The organism is Roseateles aquae (genome assembly GCF_032337115.1).
Classification (GTDB): domain Bacteria; phylum Pseudomonadota; class Gammaproteobacteria; order Burkholderiales; family Burkholderiaceae_C; genus Roseateles_C; species Roseateles_C aquae.
Genome location: NZ_JAVXZY010000004.1, coordinates 123,481 through 148,468 on the forward strand (window position 1 = coordinate 123,481; position 24,988 = coordinate 148,468).

Genomic DNA, 24,988 nt, shown 5'->3' on the forward strand with positions numbered 1-24,988 from the left:
AAGAAATAGGTGGTGCCCATGACGCGGATCGAACGCGTGACCTCTCCCTTACCAAGGGAGTGCTCTACCACTGAGCCACATGGGCATCGACACGGGTTTGCAGACCACAGAATCCACAAACCGATGCCGACACTATCTCTACGGAACCGCCACTCCAATCGGCCACCCTGATGGAGCGGGAAACGGGAATCGAACCCGTGTCATTAGCTTGGAAGGCTAAGGTTCTACCATTGAACTACTCCCGCCCGGGAGCGCCACTGAATCTGTCGCCAGACCCTTGCGGACCCAAGCTGCAGACCAGCTTCAAAGTTTGCCTTGGTGGAGGAGGCTGGATTCGAACCAGCGTACGCGTTAGCGGGCAGATTTACAGTCTGCTGCCTTTAACCACTCGGCCACCCCTCCGAGGCAAGCCCGCTACTATAACAACACTTTTTGATTCTGCAAACAACTTTGTCGAAAAAGTTCTGTAGACGGCGGCCATCCTCGCTCGCATCGGTCGAACGGCGCGGACAAGGGCACTGCGCCGACACCAACACCATGAACTTTGCACCTTCAAGGCGAACACGCACGACTCAAACCCAAGGTCCGTCGAAAGCAAACCAGCACGCCGCTGGCGCGCCTCCGAGTTAGATACCAATTTACTACCAAGCACAAACAAGCCCAGCGCCGCCAAGCACCGCGCAGCGCACCATGCCGAAGGACACCGTGGCGCGGTCGCATCGATGCCACAGCAGGGAAAACACGGTCGCAAAAGTGGTAGCAAAGTGGATCTACCGGCCGTTATAGTGGCATGGCATTGGTTGCATTTGAAGTGCATTCTGGAGGCGCCAGGCGCATGCCACTCCCCCGCTCGGCATGGGTCCAGGTTCCGCGTCTTAACAGGCCGAAACGATTCATTGGCCATATCGAGGAGCAGTTTATGAAGGTCAGAATGACCCCGATCGCCGCAGCCGTCTCAGTGACGCTGCTGACTTCGCTGGCAGCAAACGCTCAGCAAGCCCCGAAGACCGACAACCAGCTGGACCAAGTCGTGGTGACCGGCATCCGCGCTTCGCTGGAATCCGCTGTCAATATCAAGAAGAACGCAAACGCCGTGGTGGACGCTGTGTCCGCCGAAGATGTCGGCAAGCTGCCCGATACCGACGTCGGCCAGTCGTTGGGTCGCATTCCTGGCGTGTCGGTCGGCCGTGCTTTCGGTCAAGGCGCCTCGGTGTCCGTGCGTGGTTCTGACCCGCAAATGACCTACACGACGCTGAACGGCCAGACCGTCGCATCGACAGGCTGGTACGACCAGGTCTCTATCGACCGCTCGTTCAACTACTCGCTGCTGCCCCCAGAACTCATTGGCGGCATGGAGGTGTACAAGTCGTCACAAGCTGACCTGACCGAAGGCGGCATCGGCGGCACCGTGATCGTCAAGACCCGCAAGCCGCTTGACCTGGCAGCTGGCACGGCCTATGTCGGCGCCCGTGCTGGCAAGGGCTCGATCAGCACTGAACTCAACAAGGATGTCTCGGGACTGTACAGCTGGCGCAACGCGTCCAAGTCCTTCGGCGTGCTGGTTGCCGGCGGTGTCGAGAAGGGCGAGTACGTGCGCCGTGGCATCGAAGCCGACACCATGTGGTCGGCCGACGTCACACCGTCGACCTTCCTGCAAGACCGCAAGCGCACGGCGCTGAACGTCAATCTGCAGGCGCGTCCGGTCGAGAACCTGGATCTGGGCCTGAACTACCTGAATCTTGAGCTGACTGGCGACAACGCCAACACCAGCCACTACATCTTCCAGGCCAGCGGCGTCGACACCTGCACCTCGCGCAATGCAGCAGGTGCATGCCTGACCAGCGTGGCCACCGCGGCGAAGACCAATCCTGGCTTCGCTCAAACCTGGGGTCGCGTTGGCAAGATGACGTCGGAAAGCCTGGTGCTGAACGCCAGCTACAAGACCGATGGCTATCGCCTCGACGTGACCGGCGGCACAACCAAGGCCAAGGGCGGTACCGACCTGACGACGAACTACGACTTGTCCAGCGGCGGCCCCGGCCTGCCGAAGTGGATCGGTTCCATCGACGCCACCGGTCACAAGATCGTTGTCTCGCCCGGCGCTTCGCAAGACGTGACGACGGCAAACTTCCCGACCACGCTGGCCCCGGGCCAATGGGCGGTCAAGCGCGCACCGAACTCGGACAAGGAAGACTTCTTCCAGGCCGATCTGTCGACCAATGTTGACTGGGGCTTTGTCACCGGCGTCAAGACCGGTGTGCGCAGCACCAAGCACAGCTTCAACAAGCAGCAGGACACCGCTCGCTTCTTTGATGCTGACCATCCGAAGTCGGCCGCGCCTGGCGACCTGTACAGCGGCACCATCGCCATGGGCACGCCGGGCTGGAGCTTCCCCAAGGCCAATCTGGGCGCCTTGGTCGACCTGACCTACAAGAACGTCAAGGACTGGGTGGAGTTGCGCAGCGCCTATGGTGCTCTGGAAGAGAAGAACACCGCTGCCTATGTGATGTTCGACTTCGAGAAGGACAAGTTCCACGGCAATTTCGGCTTGCGCTATATCCACACCGACGCCACCGGCCGTTCCTACAAGTTCGATGGCACGTCGATGCATGACCCGGTGGCCGACGTGGCAGCCAATGACGGTTGGACCAAGAACATCGTCAACGACAGCTCGTCGTACAACGACTTCCTGCCCAGCCTGAACCTGGCCTACGACCTCGACAAGAACACCATTGTTCGCTTCGCAGCCTCGTCCGCCGTCACCCGTGCGAACTTCGACAATATGTTCGGTTCGGCCCAGAACGGCTACAACGACAAGGTCGTCGGCAACGAGACGATGAACCTCGGCAGCGCGGCCCTGAAGCCGATGAAGTCGAACCAGTTCGACCTGGGCATCGAGTACTACTACGGTCGCGGCAATCTGGTGGCTGCCACGGTCTTCTACAAGAAGATCAGCAACTTCATCACCACCGACACGCTGGTGCATCAGCAAATCGGTGTGGTCGATCCGGACAGCAAGAAGGATGACTGGACTGTCAACCGCTACGTCAACGCTGGCGGCGGCAAGATCCAGGGTCTGGAATTCCAGGTCAATCACTCGTTTGACAACGGCTTCGGTGTTGCTGGTAACTACACCTTCTCCGACGCCACCGCGCCGGCGGTCAGCTACCAGGACGGCTTGAATGTCTTCACCCAGTCGTCGCGCCACAACGTGAACCTGGTCGGCTTCTACGAAACATCCCAGTACTCCGCACGTCTGGCCTACAACTGGCGTTCGAAGTACATGATTCGTGAAACCGGCTACTACGGCAACCGCATGCATGACCCGTTCGGCACGCTGGACCTGAGCCTGGGCTGGAATATCTCCGACAAGCTGAAGCTGACCTTCGAAGCTCAGAACCTGACCAAGCAGGACGACGTCCAGTACGGCGCCGCTGATGTCAGCACAACCGTCAAGCGTCCGCTGAAGGTCGGATATCCCGCCTGGTCCTTCCTGGGCGAGACGACCTACCGCGTTGGTGTGAGCGCCAAGTTCTGATCCTCCGCTGTCACTTCGACATCAAAAGCCCGGCCTAGGCCGGGCTTTTTTGTGCTCAGTCAACGAGCAAGGCTTCGGCGACCCGCCAGCAGCACCCGCCTTGCGGGAAAATTCGAACAGACGACCAATGAAATACCAGTCAGCATCCGGCTGCGCCACCGCGACGAAACCTTGCGCCCGCTTCTAGAGAGCCCCATGAAGATTCTTAAGATTGCCATCATCGGCGGTGGTACTGCCGGCTGGCTGGCCGCCAACCATCTCGGCCGCGAAATGCACGCCGACCCCGCCGTGCAGATCACGGTCATCGAATCCGACGAGGTGCCCATCATCGGCGTCGGCGAAGGCACGGTGCCCGCCATCAAGGGGAGCCTGCGCAAATTCGGCATCTCCGAAGCTGAGCTGCTGCTGCACTGTGAAACCACGTTCAAGGCTGGCATCAAGTTCCAGAACTGGCTGGACGAAGCCGTGCACGGCCCAGATCACTTTTACTACCACCCCTTTGCCTCCGCTTACCCCGGCGGCTTGGATGCAAGCCCGTTCTGCCTGCAGAACAGCGCACACTTTCCGTTCTCTGACGTCTCGGTGGCCGCCCGTGTGGCTGAGGCGATGCGCTCGCCCAAGCAGATCGCATCGGGCCCCTATGAAGGCGAAGTTGACTACGCCTACCACGTCAATGCGCACCAGTTCGCCGGCCTGCTGGCACGCAATGCGCAACAACGCTTTGGCGTGACACACCGGGTCGCCACTATCACCGGCGCAGAACGCGATGCCGAGGGCAACATCGCCTGCCTGGTGCTGAAATCAGGCGAGCGCGAGGCCTATGACTTCTACATCGACTGCAGCGGCTTTGCGTCGCTGCTGACGCACCGAACCTTGAAGGTGCCCTTTGTCGACAAGTCGAACCAGATACTGACCGACACCGCCTTGGTGCAGCAAGTGCCAACCGCACATGAAGCCGAGATCCCTCCCTACACGCTGGCGACAGCGCATCGCGCCGGCTGGATCTGGGACATCCCAGTCACCGAGCGGCGCGGAACCGGTTTTGTCTATGCCAGCCAGTACATGCAGGAAGACGAGGCGGTCGCCGCCTTTGCACGCTATCTGGGACGGCCGCTGGAAGGCTTTGCACCGCGCAAGATCGCGATGAAGATCGGCTATCGGCAGCAGGCCTGGACGCACAACTGCGTTGCTCTGGGGCTGGCACAAGGTTTTGTCGAGCCGCTTGAGGCCACCTCCATTCTGCTGACCGATTTCGCTGCCGGCCTGCTGGCACGCAATTTCCCACGCTGGCGCGGTGATGCTGAGCGACTGCGGCCCCATGTCAACCAGGTGCTTGGCTACGCCTGGGAGCGCATCATCGATTTCGTGCAGATGCACTATCACGTCTCCGATCGCAACGATTCGGCGTTCTGGCGTGACAACCGGTTCGGCACCCATGTCTCGGAGCTGCTGCGTGAGCGGCTCGACAAATGGCGGATCTATCACCCGCAGCAGACCGACTTCTCCAGCCGCTTCGACCTGTTCGGGGTCGAGAACTACCTGTACGTGCTTTATGGCATGCGCTTTGCCACCCGCGGTTTTCCGATCTCGGAATTCGAACGCAGCGACAGCCATCAGCAACTCGAACGCATACGCGCACAGACCGCACGCCTGGTCGCCCAGTTACCCAGCCATCGCGACTGGCTGAATGGGCTGCGCGAGGCGGCGCGGGCCCAACAGATCGGAGCAGCAGCATGACGGTGACGTCGAGCACAACGGATCGCTTTGCGCTGCGCATGCCGCCCGACGTGCGCTCGGTTCGCATCGGCGATCATCAGGTCGTGCTGATTGATGACTTTCTCGAAGACCCTCAGGCCTTGCTGGCTGAGGCCCGCGCCAGCCGCTTCGAACCCTACCCGAAGCAGTCCGCGCACAAGGGCTATCCGGGCGTAAGAGCCGAAGCTCCAGCGGACTACACCGCCAATCTGGTTCAGTTGGTCGAGCCACTGATCAAGTTGAACTTCAAGGTGCCCGAGGACTTGCCTCTGCACAAGAGCATCTGCGCCTTTTCACTGACGACAATGCCGCCAGACACGCTGGGGCCCTTGCAACGGACCCCGCACTTCGATGCCAGCACGCCCTATCACATGGCCGTCCTGCTCTATCTGTGCGACGGCCAGCACGGTGGCACCGGCTTCTACCGGCATAAGGCGACTGGCATCCAACAGGTCACGCACGCGAATCGTGACGACTACATCGACTGCTACCGTGAGGAGCTTGAACGACGCCCTCCACCGGCGCGTTATTTCGATCGTGGTGATGAACACTTCGACTTCCTCGGCATGCTGCCGGCCAAATTCAACCGCCTGGTCGTTTACCCAGGCAGCCTGCTGCACAGCGCCTGCATCAATCCGTCCATCAGCCTGAGCAGCGATCCGATGCGCGGGCGACTGACCCTGAACTCCTTCTTCGACTTCGGCATCGCCCCTCCCGCACCCTGAGGCTGGCCGTGAAAGCAAGCATCCAGGATGCGTTTTTAAATACCAACAAAATACCAATAACCGCAGCGCTCTGCAGCCTCGAACACCAACCTCTCTCAGAATTCGCACAAAGCCAGTAAATCCAGTCGAACACACGCCCCATCCCCGTGGTTTCACTCAGAAAACTGGACTTTCATTGGTATATATTGAATAGCCTAACTGGTTAGCTGTAGAGCCAGTTGCAGAAGCCTCCGGGCCAGGTCATTGCCACGGCACCGGACAAAGCAGAAGTATTGCTGTTGGCACCGCGTGCCCTGTCGGCGCAGACCGACGGCCCAGCCATCGGCAGTGCCGGAGGGATGCCATGGACATGTTGATTCGGCTCTACGACCTGCCGCCGCGTGGGCGCTATCAGTCTTGCCTGGACGAGCTGGCGCTGGACCTGCGCCGCGCCCGTTCCTATGAGAAGAGCCAGGTGCTCGACTGGGTCAGGCAGCATTTCAGCCGCGGCTGGGCCGACGAGATCAGCGCAGCCTTTGCGCGTGATCCGATCAGCCTGTTCCTGGCCATTCGCGAAGGCCAGATCGTCGGCTTCGCGGCTTACGAGGTGACCTGCCGCGGCTTTGCCGGTCCCATCGGACTGCATCCGGATCTGCGCGGCACCCAGCTCTGCCATGCGCTGAGCAACTGCGTGTTCCATGCGATGGCTGACGATGGCCATGCCTACGCGGTACTCGGTGGCATACGCCCGGACTTCGCACCGCTGCAGCGCCGTTACTTCAAGGCGGTCGAAATCCCCGGGTCGACGCCGGGCATCTACACCAGCCGCTTGCTCGGCGCCGACAGCTGAGCGCGCCATGAACCGTCTGCAATGGCTGGAGAAGCTGGGCCTGCGCCCGGGCGAGCGCGCGGTCGTGCTGCATGCCGACGATGTCGGCCTGTGCCAGGCCACACTGGAGGCTTACCGCCGCATTCACGCCGATGGCTGCCTCAGCTCCGCCTCGGTGATGGCCCCCTCCCCCTGGCTGCCGGCATTGGCCGAGCTGTGCCAGCGTGGCGACCACGACCTCGGTGTCCATCTGGTGCTCAACAGCGAATGGTCGAGCTTTCGCTTCGCGCCGGTCAGCGGCCTGGCGGCAGCGTCCAGCCTGGTCGACGCGCAGGGCTATTTCTGGGCCTCGGCGCGCGACACCCATGCCCATGCCCGGCCCGGCGAAGTGCGGCAGGAGCTGGAGGCGCAGATCCAGCGGCTGCGCAGCCTCGGTCTCAGCCCCAGCCATCTGGACAGCCATATGCTGACCCTGGTCGCCCCCGGCCTGCTGAGCATCTATGCCGATTTGGGCCTCACACACGGCTTGCCGATCAGCCTGATACGGCTCAGCGCCGAGGGCCTGGCCCGGCTCTGCAATATCGGCGCCGAGGCCGCACAGCGCGCCCATGGCGAACTGCTGCAGGCCACGGCCGCGGGCCAGGTCCTGTTCGATGCCTGGGCCGAGCTGCCGCTGAACGATGCCGGCGACCGTTTCAGCCATTGCCAACGGCTATTAGGCGGCTTGCCCGAGGGCGTGTCGCTGCTGATCAGCCACCCGGCCGTCGATGCGCCGGAACTGCGCGCACTGGCGCCGGACTGGGCAGCACGGGTGGCCGACACCTGCTTGCATCTGGACCCGCGCCTGCCCAAGGCGCTGGAGGCCGAGGGGCTGAAGCTGCTGCGCATGCGCGAGCTGATGCAGGCCTGGCGCGAGCTGCAGCCGGGCGCAGCGACCGGCGAGCGCTTCAGAGCCTGGCCGCGGCCAGCGCACTGAGGGTCTGCCGCGCATCGGTCGGCTGCACGCGTTCGGTGACGGTTCGGCCGAGCACGCACAGGCTCAGCGCATGGCCGGCAGGTGCGGACAGGCTGCGGAGCCGGTGCGCCATGGCGCCGGGCGGCCGTTCATCACAAACGGTATCGGCCCCGCGTCTGCCTTGACGCATAGCGGCAGCGGATTGATCTGAAAACCCAGGCCCAGCGCCTTGCCAGCGCCTTGCAACAGGCCTCCTTCTGTGTCCACGGGCGGCAGAACCAGCGCCGGCGCTGCGCCAGGCCGGGCGGCGCCGGCCCGCTACTCCCCGGCGCTCAACCAGCCGCTGCCCTGGTCCCAGGCCTCGTCATCGAGGCTGAACCGCCAGACCTGACAGGCCGCCAGCCCCGGCCAGGGGCTCATTGCTGCGACCCGAGCAGCTGGCTCAGCACATGATCCAGCTGCTCGAAAGCCTGTCCGGCACTGTCGCTGCGCCAGGCAATATGGCGGTCGGGGCGGACCAGCCAGGCTGTCGACGGCCTGGCCTGCGCCAGCGCGGCCCAGCCGCCTTCGACGTCTTGCACATCGGCTTCGGGCCCAATCGCGATCAGCGTCAGGCCCAGCCCGCGGGCTTCGAACAGCTGCCGCGCGGCCTCGCGCCAGGGCCCCGCCTCGGCGCCACACAACAGCACCAAACGGCCATGGCCGACCAGGTCCAGCGTCGAGCAGCGCTGGCCGCCCCGCTGCAGCCAGGCATGCGGCAGCGGCGCGCCGGCCACTGCATGCGGCTGGTAGTGCAGGATGGGATCGGCATCGCCAGCGGGACGCGGCCCGGCGCCGATGACGGCGCCCTGCTCGTACCACTGACCCATCTCGATGCCCAGCGCATTGAGCTGGAAGTTCTGCAGCGCCAGCGCCTGCTGCAGCCGCGCGCGCCGGGCCTCGCCCTCGGGGCTGGCCGCTTTCAGCTCGGCCAGCGTCGCCGCCGCCGCGTCGCCGGGCAAGCCAGGGTAGAGGCCGATGGCCTCGAACATCGCATGCATCTCGAAGGAGGATTCCATCGCCCGATGGACGACGGCGCGCGCCACCGGCAGCCGCTCGGCCTCGTAGCTGTCGAGCAGGCTGTCGGCCGCCTGCCCGCGCAGCACCAGGGCCAGCTTCCAGGCCAGGTTGAAGCTGTCCTGGATGCTGGTGTTGGTGCCCAGGCCATTGGTCGGCGGATGGCGGTGAGCGGCGTCGCCAGCCAGGAAGACGCGGCCGACGCGCATCCGGCTGGCCACCGCGCGGCGCACCGTCCAGCGGCTGACATCGCGGATCGCAATGGGCACGCTGGCATCGCCAATCACCGCCCGCGCCCGCGCCAGCAATGCGGCCGGCTGCAGCTCGGCCTCGATCTGATCGGGCGGCACGCCAAAGGCCATCATCCATTGATGCCAGGGCTCGACATTGACCAAGGTCGCACACTGCACGCCTCGCTCGGCATGCGGCGCCGACAGCCAGTACAGCGCGCCGGGGCGGTCTGCCACCCAGCGGCTCAGGTCGGCCTCGATCCAGCAGCTGATCGCCGTGCCCAGCACCAGCTCGTCGTCCATGCTGACGCCCAGCTGCGTCGCCACCCGGCTGTTGGCGCCATCGGCGGCCACCAGATAGCGGGCACGGAGTTCGTAGACCTCGCCGCTGCGCAGATCGCGCAGTTCGGCGCGCACGCCCTCCTCGTCCTGGCTCAGTGACAGGAACTCCTGCTCGAAGTCGACCCTGGCCCCGGCCCCCTGTGCAGCATCGAGCAACAGCGGCTCCAGCCGGTGCTGGTGCAGATTGCAGGGCGCGCAGGGGCTGGCGCGCTGGTAGTCGGGCAGGCGCTCGGGGCCGGCGCCCCAGCTGTCCAGCGAAGCCAGCACCTCACCATCGGCCAGCTGTGTGGCCCACTGGCTATGGCGCATCAGCGCCTGCGGCATGGCCAGCTCGCGGGCACGCGACTCCAGGCCCATATCGCGCAGCACCTCCATCGTCCGCGCATTGGTGATGTGGCCACGCGGCGTGTGTGCCGTGCCGCGGTGGCGGCTGATCGCCCGCACCCGGATGCCCTGGCGGGCCAGCAGCTGGGCCAGCGACAGCCCCGTGGGCCCGGCGCCGACGATCAGCACCTCAAGATCATCACGGCGCTTCATGCCGCCTCCCCGGCCAGCGCGCTGCGGTCACGCAGCTGCGGCATCAGGCCATGCCAGTAGGCGCCGGCCACGACCAGCAACACGCCAGCCCCGCTGACGGCAAACACCTGGCTGGGCGAGCACCAGCGCAGCAGGGCGCCAAAGCCCAGCATGGACAGCGGCGCAATCGACAGCATCATCAGCATGAACAGGCTCATCGCGCGGCCCAGCATGGCCGGCGGCACACGCTGCTGGGTCCAGTGGTAGACCATGTTCTGCAGAAAGCCGAACAGCAGGCCTGAGACGGCCAGCAGCAGCGCCATCAGCCACAGCTGCTGCAGCTGTGACAGCAGCAGGAACATCAAGGCGATGATGGCGTCGAACAGCAACATGGTGTTGCCGACGGTGCCCGCGCGCCAATCCGGCCGCCAGCCAGCCAGCAGCGTGCCGCCGACACAGCCACCGCCAAAGGCGCCGAGCAGCAGGCCATAGGCGCCAGCGCCCCAGCTGCGGCCCAGCTGCTCGGCCAGCACCGGCAAGGCCACCTGCATGGGCCCGGCGGCGCACAGCGCCACCAAGGCGCCGTAGGCAAAGCTGGTCAGCAGCTGGCGATCGGCGCGCACCGCGCGAAAGCCCTCCAGCAGCGATTGGCGCACGCTGGGTCGTGCCGGCCGTTCGGCAACATCGGCGGCATCGGCGCTCTCCGCTGTGGCGGCCGGACGCAAGGCCGGCAGGCCGAGCACACTCAGCGTCGAGGCCAGAAAGCCCAAGGCATCCAGGCCAAAGGCCCAGGCCAGCCCGAGCTGCGACTGTCCGGCCTGCGGCCCGGCGCCGAGCGCGACGATCAGGCCGCCGGCCAGCGGCGGGCCGGCAAACAGCGCCAGCTGCGACATGCCGACCATGGCGCGGTTGGCGACCCGCTGCCGCTCCGGCCGTATCACCTGCGGCACCAGGGCCGCCGCCGCCGGGCTGCTGAACGCGGTGGCCGTGCCGAGCGCCAGCGCCAGCAGCAGCACACCGCCCATCTGCAGCCGTTCGCTGTACACCGCCGCCGCCAACCCGCCCAGCAGCAGCGCATTGGCCAGCTGCGCGGCCAGCAACACGGCGCGTGCGCCCCAGCGGTCGACCGCCACGCCGCCGAGCAGGATCAGCAGCGAGCGCGGCACCAGCATGGCCGCCAGCACCGTGCCCACCGCCAGCGGATCGGCGCTCAGCGCCAGCACCAGCCAGGGCAGCGCGACCTGCGAGCACTGCGCGCCCAGATGGGACAGCAGCTGGCCGCCGAGCAGGCGGCGCAGCAACGGATCACGGCGCAGCGCCGGCAGCAAGGCGTCTTCGAAATAGTGTGGGTTCTGATTCATGTCTGTGGGTTCATCACATGGACGGGGCTGGGTGACTCGGCGGCGCTGGCATCCAGCCACTCGTCGAGGATCTGGATGACGCTGTGCGTGAAGCGCTCGAAGCTGCGTGGGTCGAACTGCGTGCGGCAGTAGGCCCAGACAAAGGTCAGCACGCCCTCGTCAATCGAGCAGGCCGAGAAGGGCCGGAAGCGCACGCGGATCGGCCCGTCGGTGCTGCCGGGCGCCTCCGCCGCCTTGCTCCAGGCCTGCGCATCGCTGGCCGCGCCAAGCTGCTGCATCGAGGGCGGGTGATACTGGAACTCGAGCTGCGGATCGGGCAAGGCCGCCATCGCGGCGCGTACCGCTGGGTCGACATGGGCATCACGCAGCAGGCTGTAATCGGCCTCATGGCCTTGCAGCGCCGCCTGCGCCTCGCGGGCCCGCTGCAGACGCTCCTCAACCGTGTTAGCACCATTGAGATCCAGCGGCAGCACCGCGTAATGGCCGCACCAGCCGACCGTGCGGGTCAGGTCCAGATCCTCGGGCAGGTGACTGCGGCCGTTGTGCACCTGGATGATCTGCACCGCCGGCGAGCCGGTCCAACGGCCATAGGCCTCGGTGATGGCGGCATGCAGCCAATCGGTCAGGGCCGGTGCGCCGGCACGCTGGCTGCGCTCCAGCAGGCGCCGGGTCTGCGCCGCCGTCCAGCCGACCACCGAGAAGCCCGGCAGGCCGGCACCCGGCAGCGGCGACGGCGGGCGCTCACCGGCCTCTTCAGGCCAGGGCCGGAAGCGCGCGGCGCCGATGCGGCGCCAGCGCTCGAGCTCCGGCTCGCCCAGCTGGGCCGCACGGCGCTGCCACAGCTGAGCCAGGCTGGCCATGGACGCCGTCTTGGCCGGCAGCTGCGGCGCCCGGCCGGCGTGCAGCGCCTCGCACAGCGCGCGCATATCGTCGAGCACCACATTGCAGGCGTACTTGTCGACCAGCAGATGGTGGTAGAGCAGCAAGAGCCGGGCCGAGTGGTCGGCCAGGCGCAGATGTACCACCTTGAACAGCGCGTGCTCGATGTCCAGACTGCCCTGCAGCTCGGCGCACAGGGCCTCGACCGCGGCGCGCTGTTCGACTGCCGGCAGCGCCGACAAATCGACCGAGAAGAAGCTGGGCGGCATCTCGTCGGGCAGTCTGATCCACTGCTGCCAGCGACCATCGCGCTGCGCCCAGACGCTGCGCAGCTCATCGTGATGAGTCAGCAGCAGCTCGGTTGCCCGCGCCAGCAGCGCAGGCGCCAACTCGGCATCGAGGTTCAGCAGATCGACCGCGTTCCAGTGATGCAGATCGAGGCGGCGGAAGAACCAGCCGCGGTTGGGCATATCGGCCACCGGCCCGTGCAGCAGCTCGCGCTGCGCACCCTGAGGATCGGGCCAGCGTGGCGGCGTCATGGCCAGGCAGGCCTGGGCGATCTGTTCCAGCCCCAGCTGCAGTGCGTCCATGAAGGCCTGCATCTGCCCGGCATCCTGGGCCTCGCCATTGAAGTCCAGCGTGAACTGCAGACGGCCCTGGTAGACCCCGCCGTTGAGCACCATCGCATGAGTGCGACGAATCGCTGCGCCCATCAAGGCACCGGGCGACTCCGCGGCCGGCTGCCAGATCGGCTGAGCCCCATCGTCCGCGCCCGCCTCGCCACCCGAGGCCTCGCCAAACTGACCCAGGTAGTTGAACAGCAGCGGCGCCGGCTCGCCGGCGGCCAGCGGCGCGGTGGCCAGCTCACGCAGCAGGCCGTGGCCCAGACCGCGGCGCGGCACAGCGCGCAGCCGCTGCTTGACGCCGCGGATCAGCCCGACCCAATCACCGTCGTCGGCCGGCGTGCTGAGCAGCAGCGGGAACACGCTGGTGAACCAGCCGACCGTCTCGCTCAGGTCCATCTCCTCGTTCCAGGGCTCGCGGCCATGGCCTTCGAGCTCGATGCGGCCATGGCGGATGCCGGCCCAACGCCGCAGCGCCCAGGCCAGCGCCGCCAGCAGCAGATCGTTGATCTGTGTCTCCAGCGCCCGGTGGCAGGGCCCCAGCAGGGCCTGTGTGCTGGCCTCGTCGAGGCGCAGCCGCAGGCTGCGGGTCTGGGCCACGGTGTCGAGCGCGGGCGCCATCACGATGGGCCAGGGGTCGACGGGCGCCTGGCTGATCCACTGCCAGCCGGCGCGTTCGGTGGCCAGTTCCAGGCTGTCGGCGCGCTGGCGCAGCGCCGCGCCCCAGTGCTGCAGCGCATCGGTCTTGCGCGGCAGGCGCAACGCCGCAGCGCCGCCGTCCTGCCATTGCGACCAGAGCAGCTGCAGGTCCTTCATCAGAATGCGCCAGGACACGCCGTCGACCAGCAGGTGGTGCACCACCCACAGCAGCCGCCAGGCGCCGCGCGCGTCACGGCAGAGCAGCCAACGCCACAGCGGCCCCTCGGTCAGATCGAGGCTGGCCTGCGCCTGATCGAGCTGCGCCTGCAGCGCCGCGGCGGCGCCAGGCGCCTCGCGGTCGGGCAGCTGCCATTCGCCGACCAGCTGGTCGAGCTGCGCCGCGTCCCAGGGCCGATGCTCGGCCTGCCACTGGCCGTCATGCTGTTTGAAGACCAGGCGCAGCGCATCATGGCGCTGCACCAGCGCCGCCGCCATTGCACGCAGCGCGTCCAGGCCAAGCGCGGCCGGCGGCACGAGCAGTACCGCCTGGTTGAAGTGATGCAGATCAGCGCCACCCTCGCGCAGGAACTGGCGCTGGATGGGCAGCAGCTCCAACGGCCCGCTCACCGCCCCCTGCTCGGCGCTGTCGCGCCGCAGCTCACGCCATTGCGACAGCAAGGCACGCACCGTCTGGTGCTCGAAGACCTGCCGGGCCGAGAAGACCAGGCCGATATCCTTGGCCCGTGCCAGCATGCGGATGGACTGGATGGAATCGCCGCCGAGCGAAAAGAAATTGTCTTCCGGGCCCACCGGCCGCACGCCCAGCACCTCTTCCCAGACCCGGCACAGCGCCGCCTCCTTGGGATGGGCCGGCGCCACATCGCTGCGTTCACCCAGCGCTTGCGCGCTGAGCACCGGCAGGGCCTGGCGGTCGAGCTTGCCGCCGGGCGTCAGCGGCAGCCGGGCCGCCCAGGCCCAGCAAGCCGGCACCATATAAGCCGGCAGCTGCCGGCTCAGATGCTCTCGCAAGGCAGCCAGCGGCTGCGGCCAGCCGGCCTGCGGCTCGGCATCGGCCAGTGCCTGCAGCGTCTGAAGATCGCCATCCGGCCAGGCCTCGTGCTCGACCACCCAGAGCTGCTGCACCGCCTGCGCAACCGGGCTCGGCCAAGCCTGCCAGGGATAGTCGCGCCTTGCGCCCCTGTCCAGCGGCTCATGGCGAACCCAGATGCAGGGGTCCTCATAAACGCCCACTTGCCGCTGCGGGTCGAGCTGCACCGGCGCCAGCGTGTCGCCCGGTGTCCAGCTGCCGGCCTCGGCCGGCGGCATGCCGCACCAGCGCGCCCAGTCGGTCAAGGGCGCCTCGGCCCGCTGCGAGCGCGCCTCGCTGCCCAACAGCTGGCCGCCGGCGTTCAGATGCAGACGCAACCAGCGATCAAAGACGCGACCCTGTTCATCGCGCAGCTGGGCATAGTCGGCAATCGCCATCTGCGGATGGGCGACCTTGTCCAGCGGCCGCAATGCCACCAGCACATGCGCCAGGCCCAGCTGGCCGGCCAGGCGCTTGAAGCCATCGACGATCAAGCCGGCCAGCTTGCGCGATTTGTGCTGCGGATCGATCACCCCCGCCAGCACCACCAAGGTGTTAGGGTCTTGCCCCCGTTCAGCGCCGGCCAGGCCCTCGCGCAGCGCACCCTCCCAGCCGGCCGGCAGCGCGCCCGCATCACCGTCCCAGTGCAGCAGCACCGCATTGCCGATGCCCAGCAGCGTGTCGCGGCCCTCGCGCAACAGCATCTGGGCCTGCGGGAAGACCTGGTACATCGCGTCCCAGGCCTCGCCCAGCACGGCGGAGCCGGCGAAGTAGGCCGGCCAGGCCTCGGCATGCAGGGCATCAAAGCAGCGCCGCCACTGCGGATGCAGGGCCAGACTGGTGACACGGGCCTCGCCCCCATCGGCCAGCGGCAGACGCAGCGGCGAGCGGTGGCGCAGCAGGCCCAGCGGCCAGGCTTGCGCCGCCGTGTTCGCCTGCAGCGGCCAGGCGCCGGTCCAGCCCTCGTCCAGCCGGTCCACGCCCGCCAGCGGGCCACCCAGCGCCAGCGCGCCGCGCGGCGGCACGCCGATCCAGCGCTGCGGCTGCAGATGGGCGGCCAGCTGCGGCCCCTGCTCGCTCGACTGCAGGCGCACCGCCGCCGCCTGCACGCCGGGCAGCTGCGCCAGCTGCGCCTCGATCTCCTCCAGCTCGATGCGGAAGCCGCGCAGCTTGACCTGCTGATCAACCCGGCCCAGATACTCCAGCCCCTGCGGCTCGCGCCAGCGCACCAGATCGCCGGTGGCATAGCGGCGGCTGCCCGGCGGGCCGTCGGGGTCGGGCACAAAGCGCTCGGCGGTGGCCGCCGCGGCGCCCAGATAGCCGCGCGCCAGCGCCATGCCGGCCAGGTAGAGCTCGCCCGGCAGGCCCTCGGCGACCGGCTCACCCGCCGCATCGACGATGGCAAAGCGCACGCCCGGCTGCGGCCGACCGATGACCGGCCGCTCGCCCTCGACCGGCGCCCACACCACATCGACGCAGGCCTCGGTCGGCCCATAGGCGTTGAACACCCGGGTGCCAGCCAGGCCACCCAGCCGCGCCCACAGATCGCGCGAGATGGCCTCGCCGCCGCAGACGATGCGCGCCGGCCAGGGCGCCTCCAGCCCGGCGTCGAGCAGATAGCGCAGCTGCGCCGGCGAGCTGTCGAACACGGCGATCTGGTGGCGAACCAGGAAGGCACGCAACAGCTCGGGGCTGAGCCGTACCTCGTCGGGGAAGACATGCAGGGTCTGGCCGTCCAGCAGCAGGCTCAGCTCGGACAGCGAAGCGTCAAACACCAGCGCGGCATTGAAGCTGCACGCATGCGGGCCCGGGCCCAGCGGTCGCAGCAGCGTCTGGGCATGCACCTGGGCCAGGCGCATCAGCGCGCCATGCGTGCCGACCACGCCCTTGGGTCGGCCGGTCGAGCCGGAGGTATAGATCACATAGGCGGCCTGCAAAGGATGGCGAGCCGGCTGCACTAACGGCGCAAGGTCTGCCGGCAGGTTCTCGTCCACGCAATGCAGCGGCAGGCCATGCGCCTGCATCGCCTCGCGATGGCGAATATCGCTGAGCAGCAGCACCGCCTGCGCGTCGTCGAGCATGGCCTGGCGGCGCGCGGCCGGGTAGGCGGGGTCCAGCGGCACATAGGCAGCGCCGGCCTTCCAGACCGCCAGCAGCGCGCCGATCATGCGCCAGCTGCGGTCCATGCAGATCGCCACCCGCTGCTCAGGCGTGACGCCAGCCGCCTGCAGCTGCTGGGCCCAGCGCGTCGACCAGGCGTCGATCGCGCTGAAGCTGAGCGTCTCGCCGCCGTCGACGACGGCCACGCGCGCCGGATGCGCGCGGCATTGCGCCTCGAAGGCCTGCAGCGCATGCCAGCAGCCGCCATCGCTCCAGGCCGGCCCCTGGCGGGCGGCCCAGAGCGCGGCGCGCTGCGGCTCGGGCGCCAGCGACAGCGCCAGCAGCGGCCGGCTGGCGTCAGCGCTGATCGCGGCCAGCAGCTGCTGCCACAGCGCGATCCAGGCCTGCACCGTTGGCGCTTCCAGCACATCGCTGCTGAACTCGAACACGCCCTGCAGCGCACCGCCCTGCTCCTGCACCGCCACCGTCAGGTCGAACTGCGATTCCAGACGTTCGAAGGCCAGCGGGCTGACACGCAGCCCTGGCAGCTGGGGGGCCTCGGTGGCCGCGTTCTGCAGCACCAGCATCACCTGGAACAGCGGATTGACCGCCGCCTCGCGCGACAGGCCCAACGCATCAACCAGACTCTCAAACGGCAGATCCTGGTGTTCGTAAGCCTGCAGCAGGCGCTCGCGCACCTGGGCCAGCAGCTCGGTGAAGGGCTGCGCCGGTGTCGATTCCGTGCGCAGCACCAGGGTGTTAGCAAAATAGCCAATCAGGCCTTCCAGCTCGGCATGGCGGCGGTTGGCAATCGGCAGGCCCAGGCAGATGTCATGCTGACGCGACAGCCGTGCCAGCAGCACGTGCAGCGCGGCAGCCAGCACCATGAACAGGCTGGCGCCCTGGCGCTGCGCCAAGGCCTGCAGGCCGGCCAGCGTGGCGGCGTCGACGCTGAAGGGCAGCCGCGCACCCTGGAAGCTGGGCCGCGCCGGGCGCGGATGATCCAGCGGCAGATCCAGCAGCGCCGGCGCACCGCGCAGCCGCCCGGTCCAGTAATCCAGCTGCGCCCGCAGAGCGCCGCTGGCCATCGCGTCCAGTTGGGCATGGGCATGGTCGGCGTACTGCAGCGGCAGCGGCGCCCAGTCCGGCGCCTGGCCAGCGTCCAGCGCCGCATAGGCCTCGCCCATCTCGCGCATCAGCACGCCCAGCGACCAACCGTCCGAGACGATGTGATGCATGCGCAGCAGCAGCACATGCTGCGCGGGCGACAGCTTGATCAGCAACGCTTGGAACAGCGGATCGCGAGCAATGTCCATGCCCTGCTGCGCGGTCGCCTGCACCCGCCAGAGCGCCTGCGCCCGCGCCTCGGCCAGCGGCAGCGCCACGAGCTCCAGCGTTTGCCACTGCCAGCCCGGTGCCTCATGCAGGCGCAGCACGACGGCGCCGTCCACGGTGTCGAAGGCCGCGCGCAGGCCCTCATGGCGCTGCACCACCGCGTCCAGCGCGGCCTGCAGCGCGGCGGCGTCTAGCGCGCCCTCGATCTGCAGCGCGGTGGCGATCTGGTAGGGCGATCGATCGCCATCCAGATGCTGCAGGAACCACAACCGCTGCTGCGCCGGTGAGGCACGGCGCGGCGCGTCCGCCGGACGCCGCTGCGGCGCTGGCAGCGAGGGCTGAGCCAATGCCCCAGCCCTCATCGCCTGCAGGGCGATGGCCAGATCGGCGAAGGTCGATCCCTCGAAGATGCGCCGCAGTGGCAGCTCCAGACCGGTCTCGGCGCGCAGCGCCGCGACCAGGCGCGTGGCCAGCAGCGAGTGGCCGCCGGCGGCAAAGAAGTCCTGCCGCTTGTGGGCCGGCGCGCGCCCCAGCACCCGCTGCCAGGCCGCGGCCAGCGCCGCCTCGATCTCGCTCAGCGGGCCCTCAGCATCGAGCGCCGCGGCAGATGCGGCCTCAGACGCCGTGGCCGGCGCCGGCAGCGCGCTGCGATCCAGCTTGCCATTGGGTGTCAGCACAAAGGCCTGTAGCGCGATCAGATGGCTGGGCAGCATATAGGCGGGCAGCTTGCGTGCCGCCGCCGCCAGCAGCACGGCGGCGCCGGGGTCGGCCTGACCGGGCTTGCAGCTGTAGTAAGCGCACAGTGCCTGATCGCCAGCAGCATCGGCGCGCACCACGGCCAGCACCTGCTCGACGGCCTGATGCTCGGCCAGCACGGCCTCGACCTCACCGAGCTCAATGCGGAAGCCACGCAGCTTGATCTGGTGATCGACGCGGCCCAGGCATTCGAGCACACCGTCGCGGCGGTAGCGGGCACGGTCGCCGGTGCGGTACATGCGCCCACCCTCGGTCGACCAGGGATTGGGCACAAAGCGCTCGGCCGTCAGCCCCGGCTGGCCCAGATAGCCGCGAGCCAAGCCGTCGCCGGCCAGATAGAGCTCGCCAACGACGCCGGGCGGCACGAGCTGGCCCTGCTCGTCCAGCACATAGGCCTGGCTGCCCAGCATCGGACGGCCGATATCGCAGAGCCCGCCCTGCCCGCGCGGCATCAGCGCCCAGGTCGAATAGGTGGTGTCCTCGGTCGGCCCGTAGAGGTTGTAGACCTGCAGCTGCGGCGCGCTGTCGTGCAACGCCTGCACCAGCGCGCGCGGCAGCATCTCGCCGGCCAGATTGACGACCTCGACCGTGGCCGGCAGCGCGCCCAGGCGCAGCAGCTCGGTCATCGCCGACGGCACGGTATTGACCAGGCTGACCGGGTAGGCCGCGGGATCTTCGGCCAGCGCCAGCACCGAGGGCGCCAGCCAGCAGGCACCGCCCTGCACCCAGGGCGCGAAGATCTCGAAGATCGAGAGGTCAAAGCAGACCGAGGTGGCGGCCAGCACGGCGCGCATCGCCGCCGGCTCGAACACGGTGGCCGTCCAGGCCAGAAAGCTGGCCGCATTGCCGTGGCTGATGCCCACACCCTTGGGCCGGCCGGTCGAACCCGAGGTGTAGATCAGATAGGCCAGCTGCTCGGCGGCGATGGTCACGTCCAAGGGCGTGTCCGGCTCGGCATCGGCCAGCGCGCACAGCGCCGCCAGCGACAGCTGCTCGGTCTCCCCTGCGCCCAGCAGCGCCGCCGTCTCGGCCGTGCTGATGCACAGCAGCGCGGCACTGTCCGCCAGCATGTGCTGCAAGCGCCCGACCGGATAGGCCGGATCCAGCGGCACATAGGCGGCGCCGGCTTTCAGCACCGCCAGCAGCACCGGGATCAGCTCAGCCGTGCGCGGCAGACAGACGGCGATACGCCGCTCGGTCGCCGCACCGCGTGCCCGCAACACCCGCGCCAGCTGGTTGCTGCGCGCCTCCAGCTTCTCATAACTCCACAATTGCCCGTCCACCACCAAGGCCGGCGCATCGGCATGGGCCGCCAGCTGCCGCTGCGGCCACTGGTGCATCCAGACCAGCGGCCGCTCAGCATGGCCGGTGGCGTTCCATTCGTGGGCGGCGCGCTGCAACTCCAGCGCCGTGCACAGCGGCCACTGGCCCAGTGGCAGCGTGCTGGCCTTTGCCGCCAGCTCCAGCCAGCGGCAGAAGGTCTGGGCCAGCCGGGCCATGGTGTCGCGATCAAACAAATCGCTGCGGTACTCGAAGGCGCCGACCAGTCCCTGCTCGCCGTCCTGCAAGCCGACGCTGATGTCGAACTTGGCGCCGCGGCCGCCGACCGGCCAGCTCTGACGTGTCAGCCCGGCGGCCGAGCTCAGCGGCCGGCCGCCCTCGGCAACCAGCAGCAGCACCTGGAACAGCGGCTCGTGGCCGGTATTGCGCGGCAGCTGCAGCGCCTCGACGATCTGCTCAAAGGGCAGGTCCTGATGGGCAAAGGCCTGCAGCGCCCGCTCGCGCACCTGCGGCAGATAGTCGGCCAGACCCAGCTCGGGCTGCCATTGCAGACGCAGCGGCAGCGTGTTGACGAAGAAGCCCTGCATCTGCTCGGTGCCCGGCAACTGGCGGTTGGCCACCGGCGTGCCCAGGCAGACATCGCGCTGCGCGCTGCTGCGCCCCAGCAGCACGCTGAGCAGCGCCGCGCTGAGCATGAACAGCGTGCAGCCCTGCGCCTGGCACAGCGCGGCCAGCGGTGCGCGCAGCTCGGGCCGCAGCGCAAAGGCGACGCGATCGGCCGACGCACTCAGCTGGCTGCCGCGCGGCCGGTCGCTTGGCAGCTCCAGCAGCGCCGGCAGGCCGGCCAGCGTCTGCTGCCAGAAGCTGCGCTGCGCCTGGGCCTGCTGCTGTGCCGCGGCGCTGCGCTGCCAATGCGCGTAGTCGACGTATTGCAGCGCCAGCTCGGGCAGTACCACGCCCTCCCCACAGGCGGCACGGTAGGCGCTGAACAGCTCCTCGAACAGCAGCGCCAGCGCGACGCCATCGGTGATGGCGTGATGCAGCACCAGCACCAGCACCGTCTGCGCCACATTTTCGTTAGGTGCTCCCTCGTGAACTCGGGCCGGCCCGCGTATCGCCCGCAGCCGCGCCAGCGGCGCACGGTCCAGCGCGAAAGCTTCGGCCACGCAGGCATCGACCAGCGCCTGCAGCGCCGCCTCGCTGTCCGCCTCGGCCCACTGCAGCACAGCCAGCGGCTCGGGGTGGACGCGCAGCAGCAGCTCGCCATCGGCCTGCTGCTCGATGTCGGCGCGCAGCAGCTCATGCCGCCGCTGCAGCTGCGTCCAGGCCTGCGCCAGCGCCCTCGCGTCCAGCGGGCCGCTCCAGCACTGTGCCTGCGGCGTGTTGTAGAGCCCGGCGCTGGCCGCCGCCTCGCCTTCGAGCTGGTGCAGGAACCACAGCCGCTCCTGGCCCGGGCTGAGCGCAAAACGCTGCAGCTGCTCGGGCTGCCGGGGCAGCGCCTGCAGCGCCGGGGCGGCCTCGGCAGCCTGCTCACGCAGCGCATCGATGGCGGCGGCCAGCGCGCGCAGCTGCGGTGCCTCGAACACCGCACGCAGCGGCAGTGCCACGCCGAACTGCTCGCGCACCCCGGCCACCAGCCGGGTGGCCAGCAGCGAATGGCCGCCCTGGCGGAAGAAATGCGCTTGCGCCCCCGGCGGCTCGCCGCCCAGCAGCGCCTGCCAGAGCCCTGCCAGGCCCTGCTCGGTGGCCGTCTGCAGCGGCTGCTCGGCCTCGGCCTGTGGCAGCGGCGCCGGCAGCGCACGGCGATCGAGCTTGCCGCTGCGGGTCAGCGGCCACTGTTCCAACACCATCAGCTCGGCCGGGCAGGCGGCCTCGGGCAGACGCTCGCGCAAGGCCTCCATCCAGGCCTGCTGGCGGGCCTCATCGACGCTGGCACTGCCATCGGCCAGACGCAGATAGCCGATCAGCCGGCGCTGTGCACCCTCGCCCTGCAGCGCCGCAGCCGCGGCCTGAACGCCGTGGAGCTGCATCAGCGCCTGCTCAACCTCGGCCAGCTCGACGCGCACACCGCGCAGCTTGATCTGGCCATCGCGCCGTCCCTGCAACGTCAGGCCCTCGGCCGCCGTCCAGCGGCCCAGATCGCCGCTGCGGTAGAGCAGATCGGCAGCGTCGCGGCGCAGCGGGTTGGGCACCCAGACCTCGCCATGGCCTTCATCGGCGCCCAGATAGCCGAGACTGCGATAAGGCGTGCGCAGATAGACCTCGCCCAGCTGCCCCTCGGCGCAGGGCTGCAAGGCCTCGTCCAGCACCAGCAGCTGCGCGCCAGGCAGCGGCCGGCCGACCGGCAGCTGCGTCGGCCATCCTTTTTCGGTGTTAGCTTCGATCGGCAGCCGGTAGACGCATTTGGCCAGCGTCGTCTCGGTCGGGCCGTAGAGATTGAACAGCTCAGCCTCGGCGCCCATCAGCGTGCGCCAGCGCTGCACATCGACGCCCAGCAGCGGCTCGCCGGCCAGCACCAGCTGGCGCAAGGCCGGCAGGCGCTCGGGACTCAGCGCGGCCGCCATCAGATGGCGCCACAGCGTCGGCACCGCATGCATCAGCGTCACGCCGGCGGCCTTCAGCCAGTCGCACAAGGCCTCGGGCGACAGCGTGCGCACCGGCGGCGGCAGATGAACGCTGCCGCCGGCCGCCAGCGGCGCCCAGACCTCGCGCAAATAGACGTCGAAGCTGGCCGGTGTCAGCTGGCTGGCCCGCGTGCCGGCATCCAGCGCCAGGCTGCGGCATTCCCAGTCGATGAATTGGGCCAGGCCCTGCGAACGGCCGAGCACCCCCTTGGGCTCGCCGCTGCTGCCCGAGGTGAAGTAGAGATAAACCGGCGCGTCCGGCGCGAGCGCCTGCCAGGGGCCGGCGAAGTCGGCATCGGTTGGCGATAGCGCTGCGTTGTCGAACGCGAAGCCGGTGGCATCGATGCAGCGCGGGCCGCTGTCTCCCCATGAGGCGTTGAACTCGGCGGTCAGCGCTGCGCTGTCGGCGTCATGCAGTAGCACCGCCGGCCTGGCCGTGCTCAGCATTGATTGCAGACGCCGCGGCGCCTGCTTGGGATCGAGCGGCATGAACAGCGCCGCCGCCCACATCAGGGCGAGCATGCTGCGCAGCTGCAGCAGGGGATCGTCGCTGAGCACGGCCACCGTCTGGCCCGGCCGCAGACCGCAGGCCTGCAACTGCCGCCCGAGGGCAAGCGCCTGTGCGGCCAGCTCGGCATGGCTGTAGCAGCGCTCATGCTGTTGAACGGCCAAGGCCTGTGGCGCCTGCTGCAGCGGGCGCTGCCAGAGCGCCAGCACATGGGCCGGCAGCCCCGGCAGACGCAGCGCGTCCTGCGGCTCGCTGGCAATGCCGGGCATCTGTTCGGCCCAGAAGCGGCGCCGCCGCGCGCCCTCGGCGGCCGAGCAGCTGGGCAGGCGCTGGCAGGGCAGATCGGGGTTGAGCGACAGCGCGTCCAGCATCGTCTGCCAGGCCGCGGCCCAGCCGGCAATCGTGGCTGCATCGAACAAGGCGCTGCGGTACTCGATGCCGCAGTACAGGCCTTCGGGCATCTCGGTGACCGAGAGGCGCAGGTCCAGCTTGGCCGCGCCCGATTCACCGGCCAGCGGCTGCAGCTGCGCACCGCTCAGTGCCCAGCGCACCGGCGGCGTGTTCTGCAGCACCAGCATCACCTGGTAGAGCGGGCTGTAGGCGCTGCTGCGCTCGGGATTCAGCGCATCGACCAGACGCTCGAAGGGCAGCGCCTGATGGTCGAAGTCCGCCAGCGTCTGGGCGCGCACCTGGCGCAACAGTTCGCGGAAGCTGCCCGGCTCGGACAGATCGGTGCGCAGCACCAGGCTGTTCAGGAAGCAGCCGATCAAGCCCTCCAGCGCCGCCTCGGTGCGGCCGGCCACCGGCGTGCCCACGCAGACATCGGTCTGCCCAGACAGCCGACCCAACAGCAGCGCCAGCGCCGCCTGCAGCACCATGAACAGCGTCGCCCCTTCCTGATGGGCCAGCGTGCGCAAGCGCTCGGCCAGCCCCGGCGGAATGATGAAGCCGTGGTGCGCGCCGGCTTGGCCCTGCACCGCCGGTCGCGGCCGGTCTGTCGGCAAGGCCAGCAGGGCTGGCGCGCCGGCCAGGCGCTGCTGCCAGTAGCCCAGCGCCGCCTGCAGCTGGCGCTGCTGCGCCGGTTGCTGTTGCCACAGGGCGTGGTCGGCCACCTGCAAGGCCAGCGGCGTCCAGTCCGGGCTGCCGCCCTGCAGCGCGGCGGCATAGGCCTCGGCCAGTTCGCGGGTCAGCACCGCCATCGACCAGCCGTCGGCAATGATGTGGTGAACGGTGATGCACAGCAGCTGCGGCCCGGTCTCGCCTGCGGGGCGCTGTGCATAGCGCACGCGCAGCAGCGGTCCCTGGGAAAGGTCGAAGGGCTCGCGCGCCTCCTGATCGGCGCGGCGCTGACAGGCCTCGCGGCCGCTGCCTGCGAGCGTCTCGACACGCAGAATGCCCGGCATCGCATCGAGCACCCGCTGCGTGGCCTGCGGTTGCGCCTCGCTGGGCGCGATGAAGACGGTGCGCAGGCTCTCGTGACGCTGAACCAGCGCGTCTATCGCCGCGCTCAGCGCCGCCACATCGAGTTCACCTTCGACGAGAAAGGCGGCCGGGATGTTGTAGCTGGGGCTGCCGGGATCGAGCTGGTCCATGAACCAGAGCCGCAGCTGCGCGGCCGACAGCGGCAACTGCGCCGGCCGTGGCAGTGCCTGCAGCCGTGTCGCCGCCTGGTCCTGCGTCAGCAGAGCGATCAAGGCATCGCGATGCTGGCGCACCCAGGCGAGCTCGGCGGCGTCGAGCACCGCCTGCGCGCCCTGGCTGCGCAGCTTGCCCTCGACGACGCTGAAGCGTGCGCCGCGAGCCGCGAAATCAGCCAGTCTGGCCGTCAGTGTGTGTTCGATGTCCATTGCCCCGTCCTCCAGCGTCCAAG

General features: G+C 68.5%; 9 protein-coding genes and 3 tRNA genes. 5 read left to right on the forward strand and 7 right to left on the reverse strand.

All coding sequences use genetic code 11. The features are described 5' to 3' along the window. Nucleotides 1–10: 10 nt before the first annotated feature. From RQP53_RS11600 to RQP53_RS11610, 3 genes are all read right to left on the reverse strand, one after another. Nucleotides 11–85: transfer RNA gene (locus RQP53_RS11600), tRNA-Thr, on the reverse strand. A gap of 86 nt (nucleotides 86–171) precedes the next feature. Continuing rightward, nucleotides 172–245 (reverse strand) — tRNA-Gly (locus tag RQP53_RS11605). A gap of 71 nt (nucleotides 246–316) precedes the next feature. After that, nucleotides 317–402 (reverse strand) — tRNA-Tyr (locus RQP53_RS11610). A gap of 529 nt (nucleotides 403–931) precedes the next feature. Here RQP53_RS11610 and RQP53_RS11615 point away from each other — a divergent pair. The 5 genes from RQP53_RS11615 to RQP53_RS11635 all read left to right on the forward strand — a co-directional run bounded on the left by RQP53_RS11615 (nucleotide 932) and on the right by RQP53_RS11635 (nucleotide 7,802). Further along, on the forward strand, nucleotides 932–3,538 hold the full coding sequence (locus RQP53_RS11615; RefSeq protein WP_315650467.1) for a TonB-dependent receptor: 2,607 nt from the start codon (nucleotides 932–934) through the stop codon (nucleotides 3,536–3,538). Nucleotides 3,539–3,733: 195 nt separating this feature from the next. Further along, on the forward strand, nucleotides 3,734–5,275 hold the full coding sequence (locus RQP53_RS11620) for a tryptophan halogenase family protein (RefSeq protein ID WP_315650468.1): 1,542 nt from the start codon (nucleotides 3,734–3,736) through the stop codon (nucleotides 5,273–5,275). Next, complete coding sequence (locus RQP53_RS11625) at nucleotides 5,272–6,018, forward strand: DUF6445 family protein (protein ID WP_315650469.1); 747 nt, start codon at nucleotides 5,272–5,274, stop codon at nucleotides 6,016–6,018. Before RQP53_RS11620 ends, RQP53_RS11625 begins: the two co-directional genes overlap by 4 nt. Before the next feature lie 343 nt (nucleotides 6,019–6,361). Continuing rightward, entirely contained in the window at nucleotides 6,362–6,847 is a 486-nt protein-coding gene (locus tag RQP53_RS11630; RefSeq protein WP_315650470.1) for a GNAT family N-acetyltransferase, read from the forward strand. 7 nt (nucleotides 6,848–6,854) lie between these two features. Beyond that, nucleotides 6,855–7,802: a polysaccharide deacetylase family protein gene (locus RQP53_RS11635; protein WP_315650471.1), complete on the forward strand. Its 948-nt coding sequence runs from the start codon at nucleotides 6,855–6,857 to the stop codon at nucleotides 7,800–7,802. Here RQP53_RS11635 and RQP53_RS11640 read toward each other — a convergent pair. From RQP53_RS11640 to RQP53_RS11655, 4 genes are all read right to left on the reverse strand, one after another. Next, nucleotides 7,774–7,971: a hypothetical protein gene (locus RQP53_RS11640; protein ID WP_315650472.1), complete on the reverse strand. Its 198-nt coding sequence runs from the start codon at nucleotides 7,969–7,971 to the stop codon at nucleotides 7,774–7,776. The genes RQP53_RS11635 and RQP53_RS11640 overlap by 29 nt on opposite strands. A 226-nt stretch (nucleotides 7,972–8,197) precedes the next feature. Beyond that, the gene (locus RQP53_RS11645) at nucleotides 8,198–9,946 is read right to left on the reverse strand and encodes an FAD-dependent monooxygenase (RefSeq protein WP_315650473.1); all 1,749 of its coding nucleotides are present in this window, start codon (nucleotides 9,944–9,946) and stop codon (nucleotides 8,198–8,200) included. Continuing rightward, the gene (locus RQP53_RS11650; protein ID WP_315650474.1) at nucleotides 9,943–11,286 is read right to left on the reverse strand and encodes an MFS transporter; all 1,344 of its coding nucleotides are present in this window, start codon (nucleotides 11,284–11,286) and stop codon (nucleotides 9,943–9,945) included. The genes RQP53_RS11645 and RQP53_RS11650 overlap by 4 nt, the downstream gene beginning before the upstream one ends. Next, nucleotides 11,283–24,965: a non-ribosomal peptide synthetase gene (locus RQP53_RS11655; protein ID WP_315650475.1), complete on the reverse strand. Its 13,683-nt coding sequence runs from the start codon at nucleotides 24,963–24,965 to the stop codon at nucleotides 11,283–11,285. Before RQP53_RS11655 ends, RQP53_RS11650 begins: the two co-directional genes overlap by 4 nt. Nucleotides 24,966–24,988: the final 23 nt, after the last annotated feature.

Excerpts from the sequence above, each read along its gene's own strand:
- RQP53_RS11635 (WP_315650471.1), top strand. The coding sequence starts at position 6,855 with ATGAACCGTCTGCAATGGCTGGAGAAGCTGGGCCTGCGCCCGGGCGAG.
- RQP53_RS11650 (WP_315650474.1), bottom strand. The coding sequence starts at position 11,286 with ATGAATCAGAACCCACACTATTTCGAAGACGCCTTGCTGCCGGCGCTG.
- RQP53_RS11630 (WP_315650470.1), top strand. The coding sequence starts at position 6,362 with ATGGACATGTTGATTCGGCTCTACGACCTGCCGCCGCGTGGGCGCTAT.
- RQP53_RS11615 (WP_315650467.1), top strand. The coding sequence starts at position 932 with ATGACCCCGATCGCCGCAGCCGTCTCAGTGACGCTGCTGACTTCGCTG.
- RQP53_RS11645 (WP_315650473.1), bottom strand. The coding sequence starts at position 9,946 with ATGAAGCGCCGTGATGATCTTGAGGTGCTGATCGTCGGCGCCGGGCCC.
- RQP53_RS11640 (WP_315650472.1), bottom strand. The coding sequence starts at position 7,971 with ATGCGTCAAGGCAGACGCGGGGCCGATACCGTTTGTGATGAACGGCCG.
- RQP53_RS11625 (WP_315650469.1), top strand. The coding sequence starts at position 5,272 with ATGACGGTGACGTCGAGCACAACGGATCGCTTTGCGCTGCGCATGCCG.
- RQP53_RS11620 (WP_315650468.1), top strand. The coding sequence starts at position 3,734 with ATGAAGATTCTTAAGATTGCCATCATCGGCGGTGGTACTGCCGGCTGG.
- RQP53_RS11655 (WP_315650475.1), bottom strand. The coding sequence starts at position 24,965 with ATGGACATCGAACACACACTGACGGCCAGACTGGCTGATTTCGCGGCT.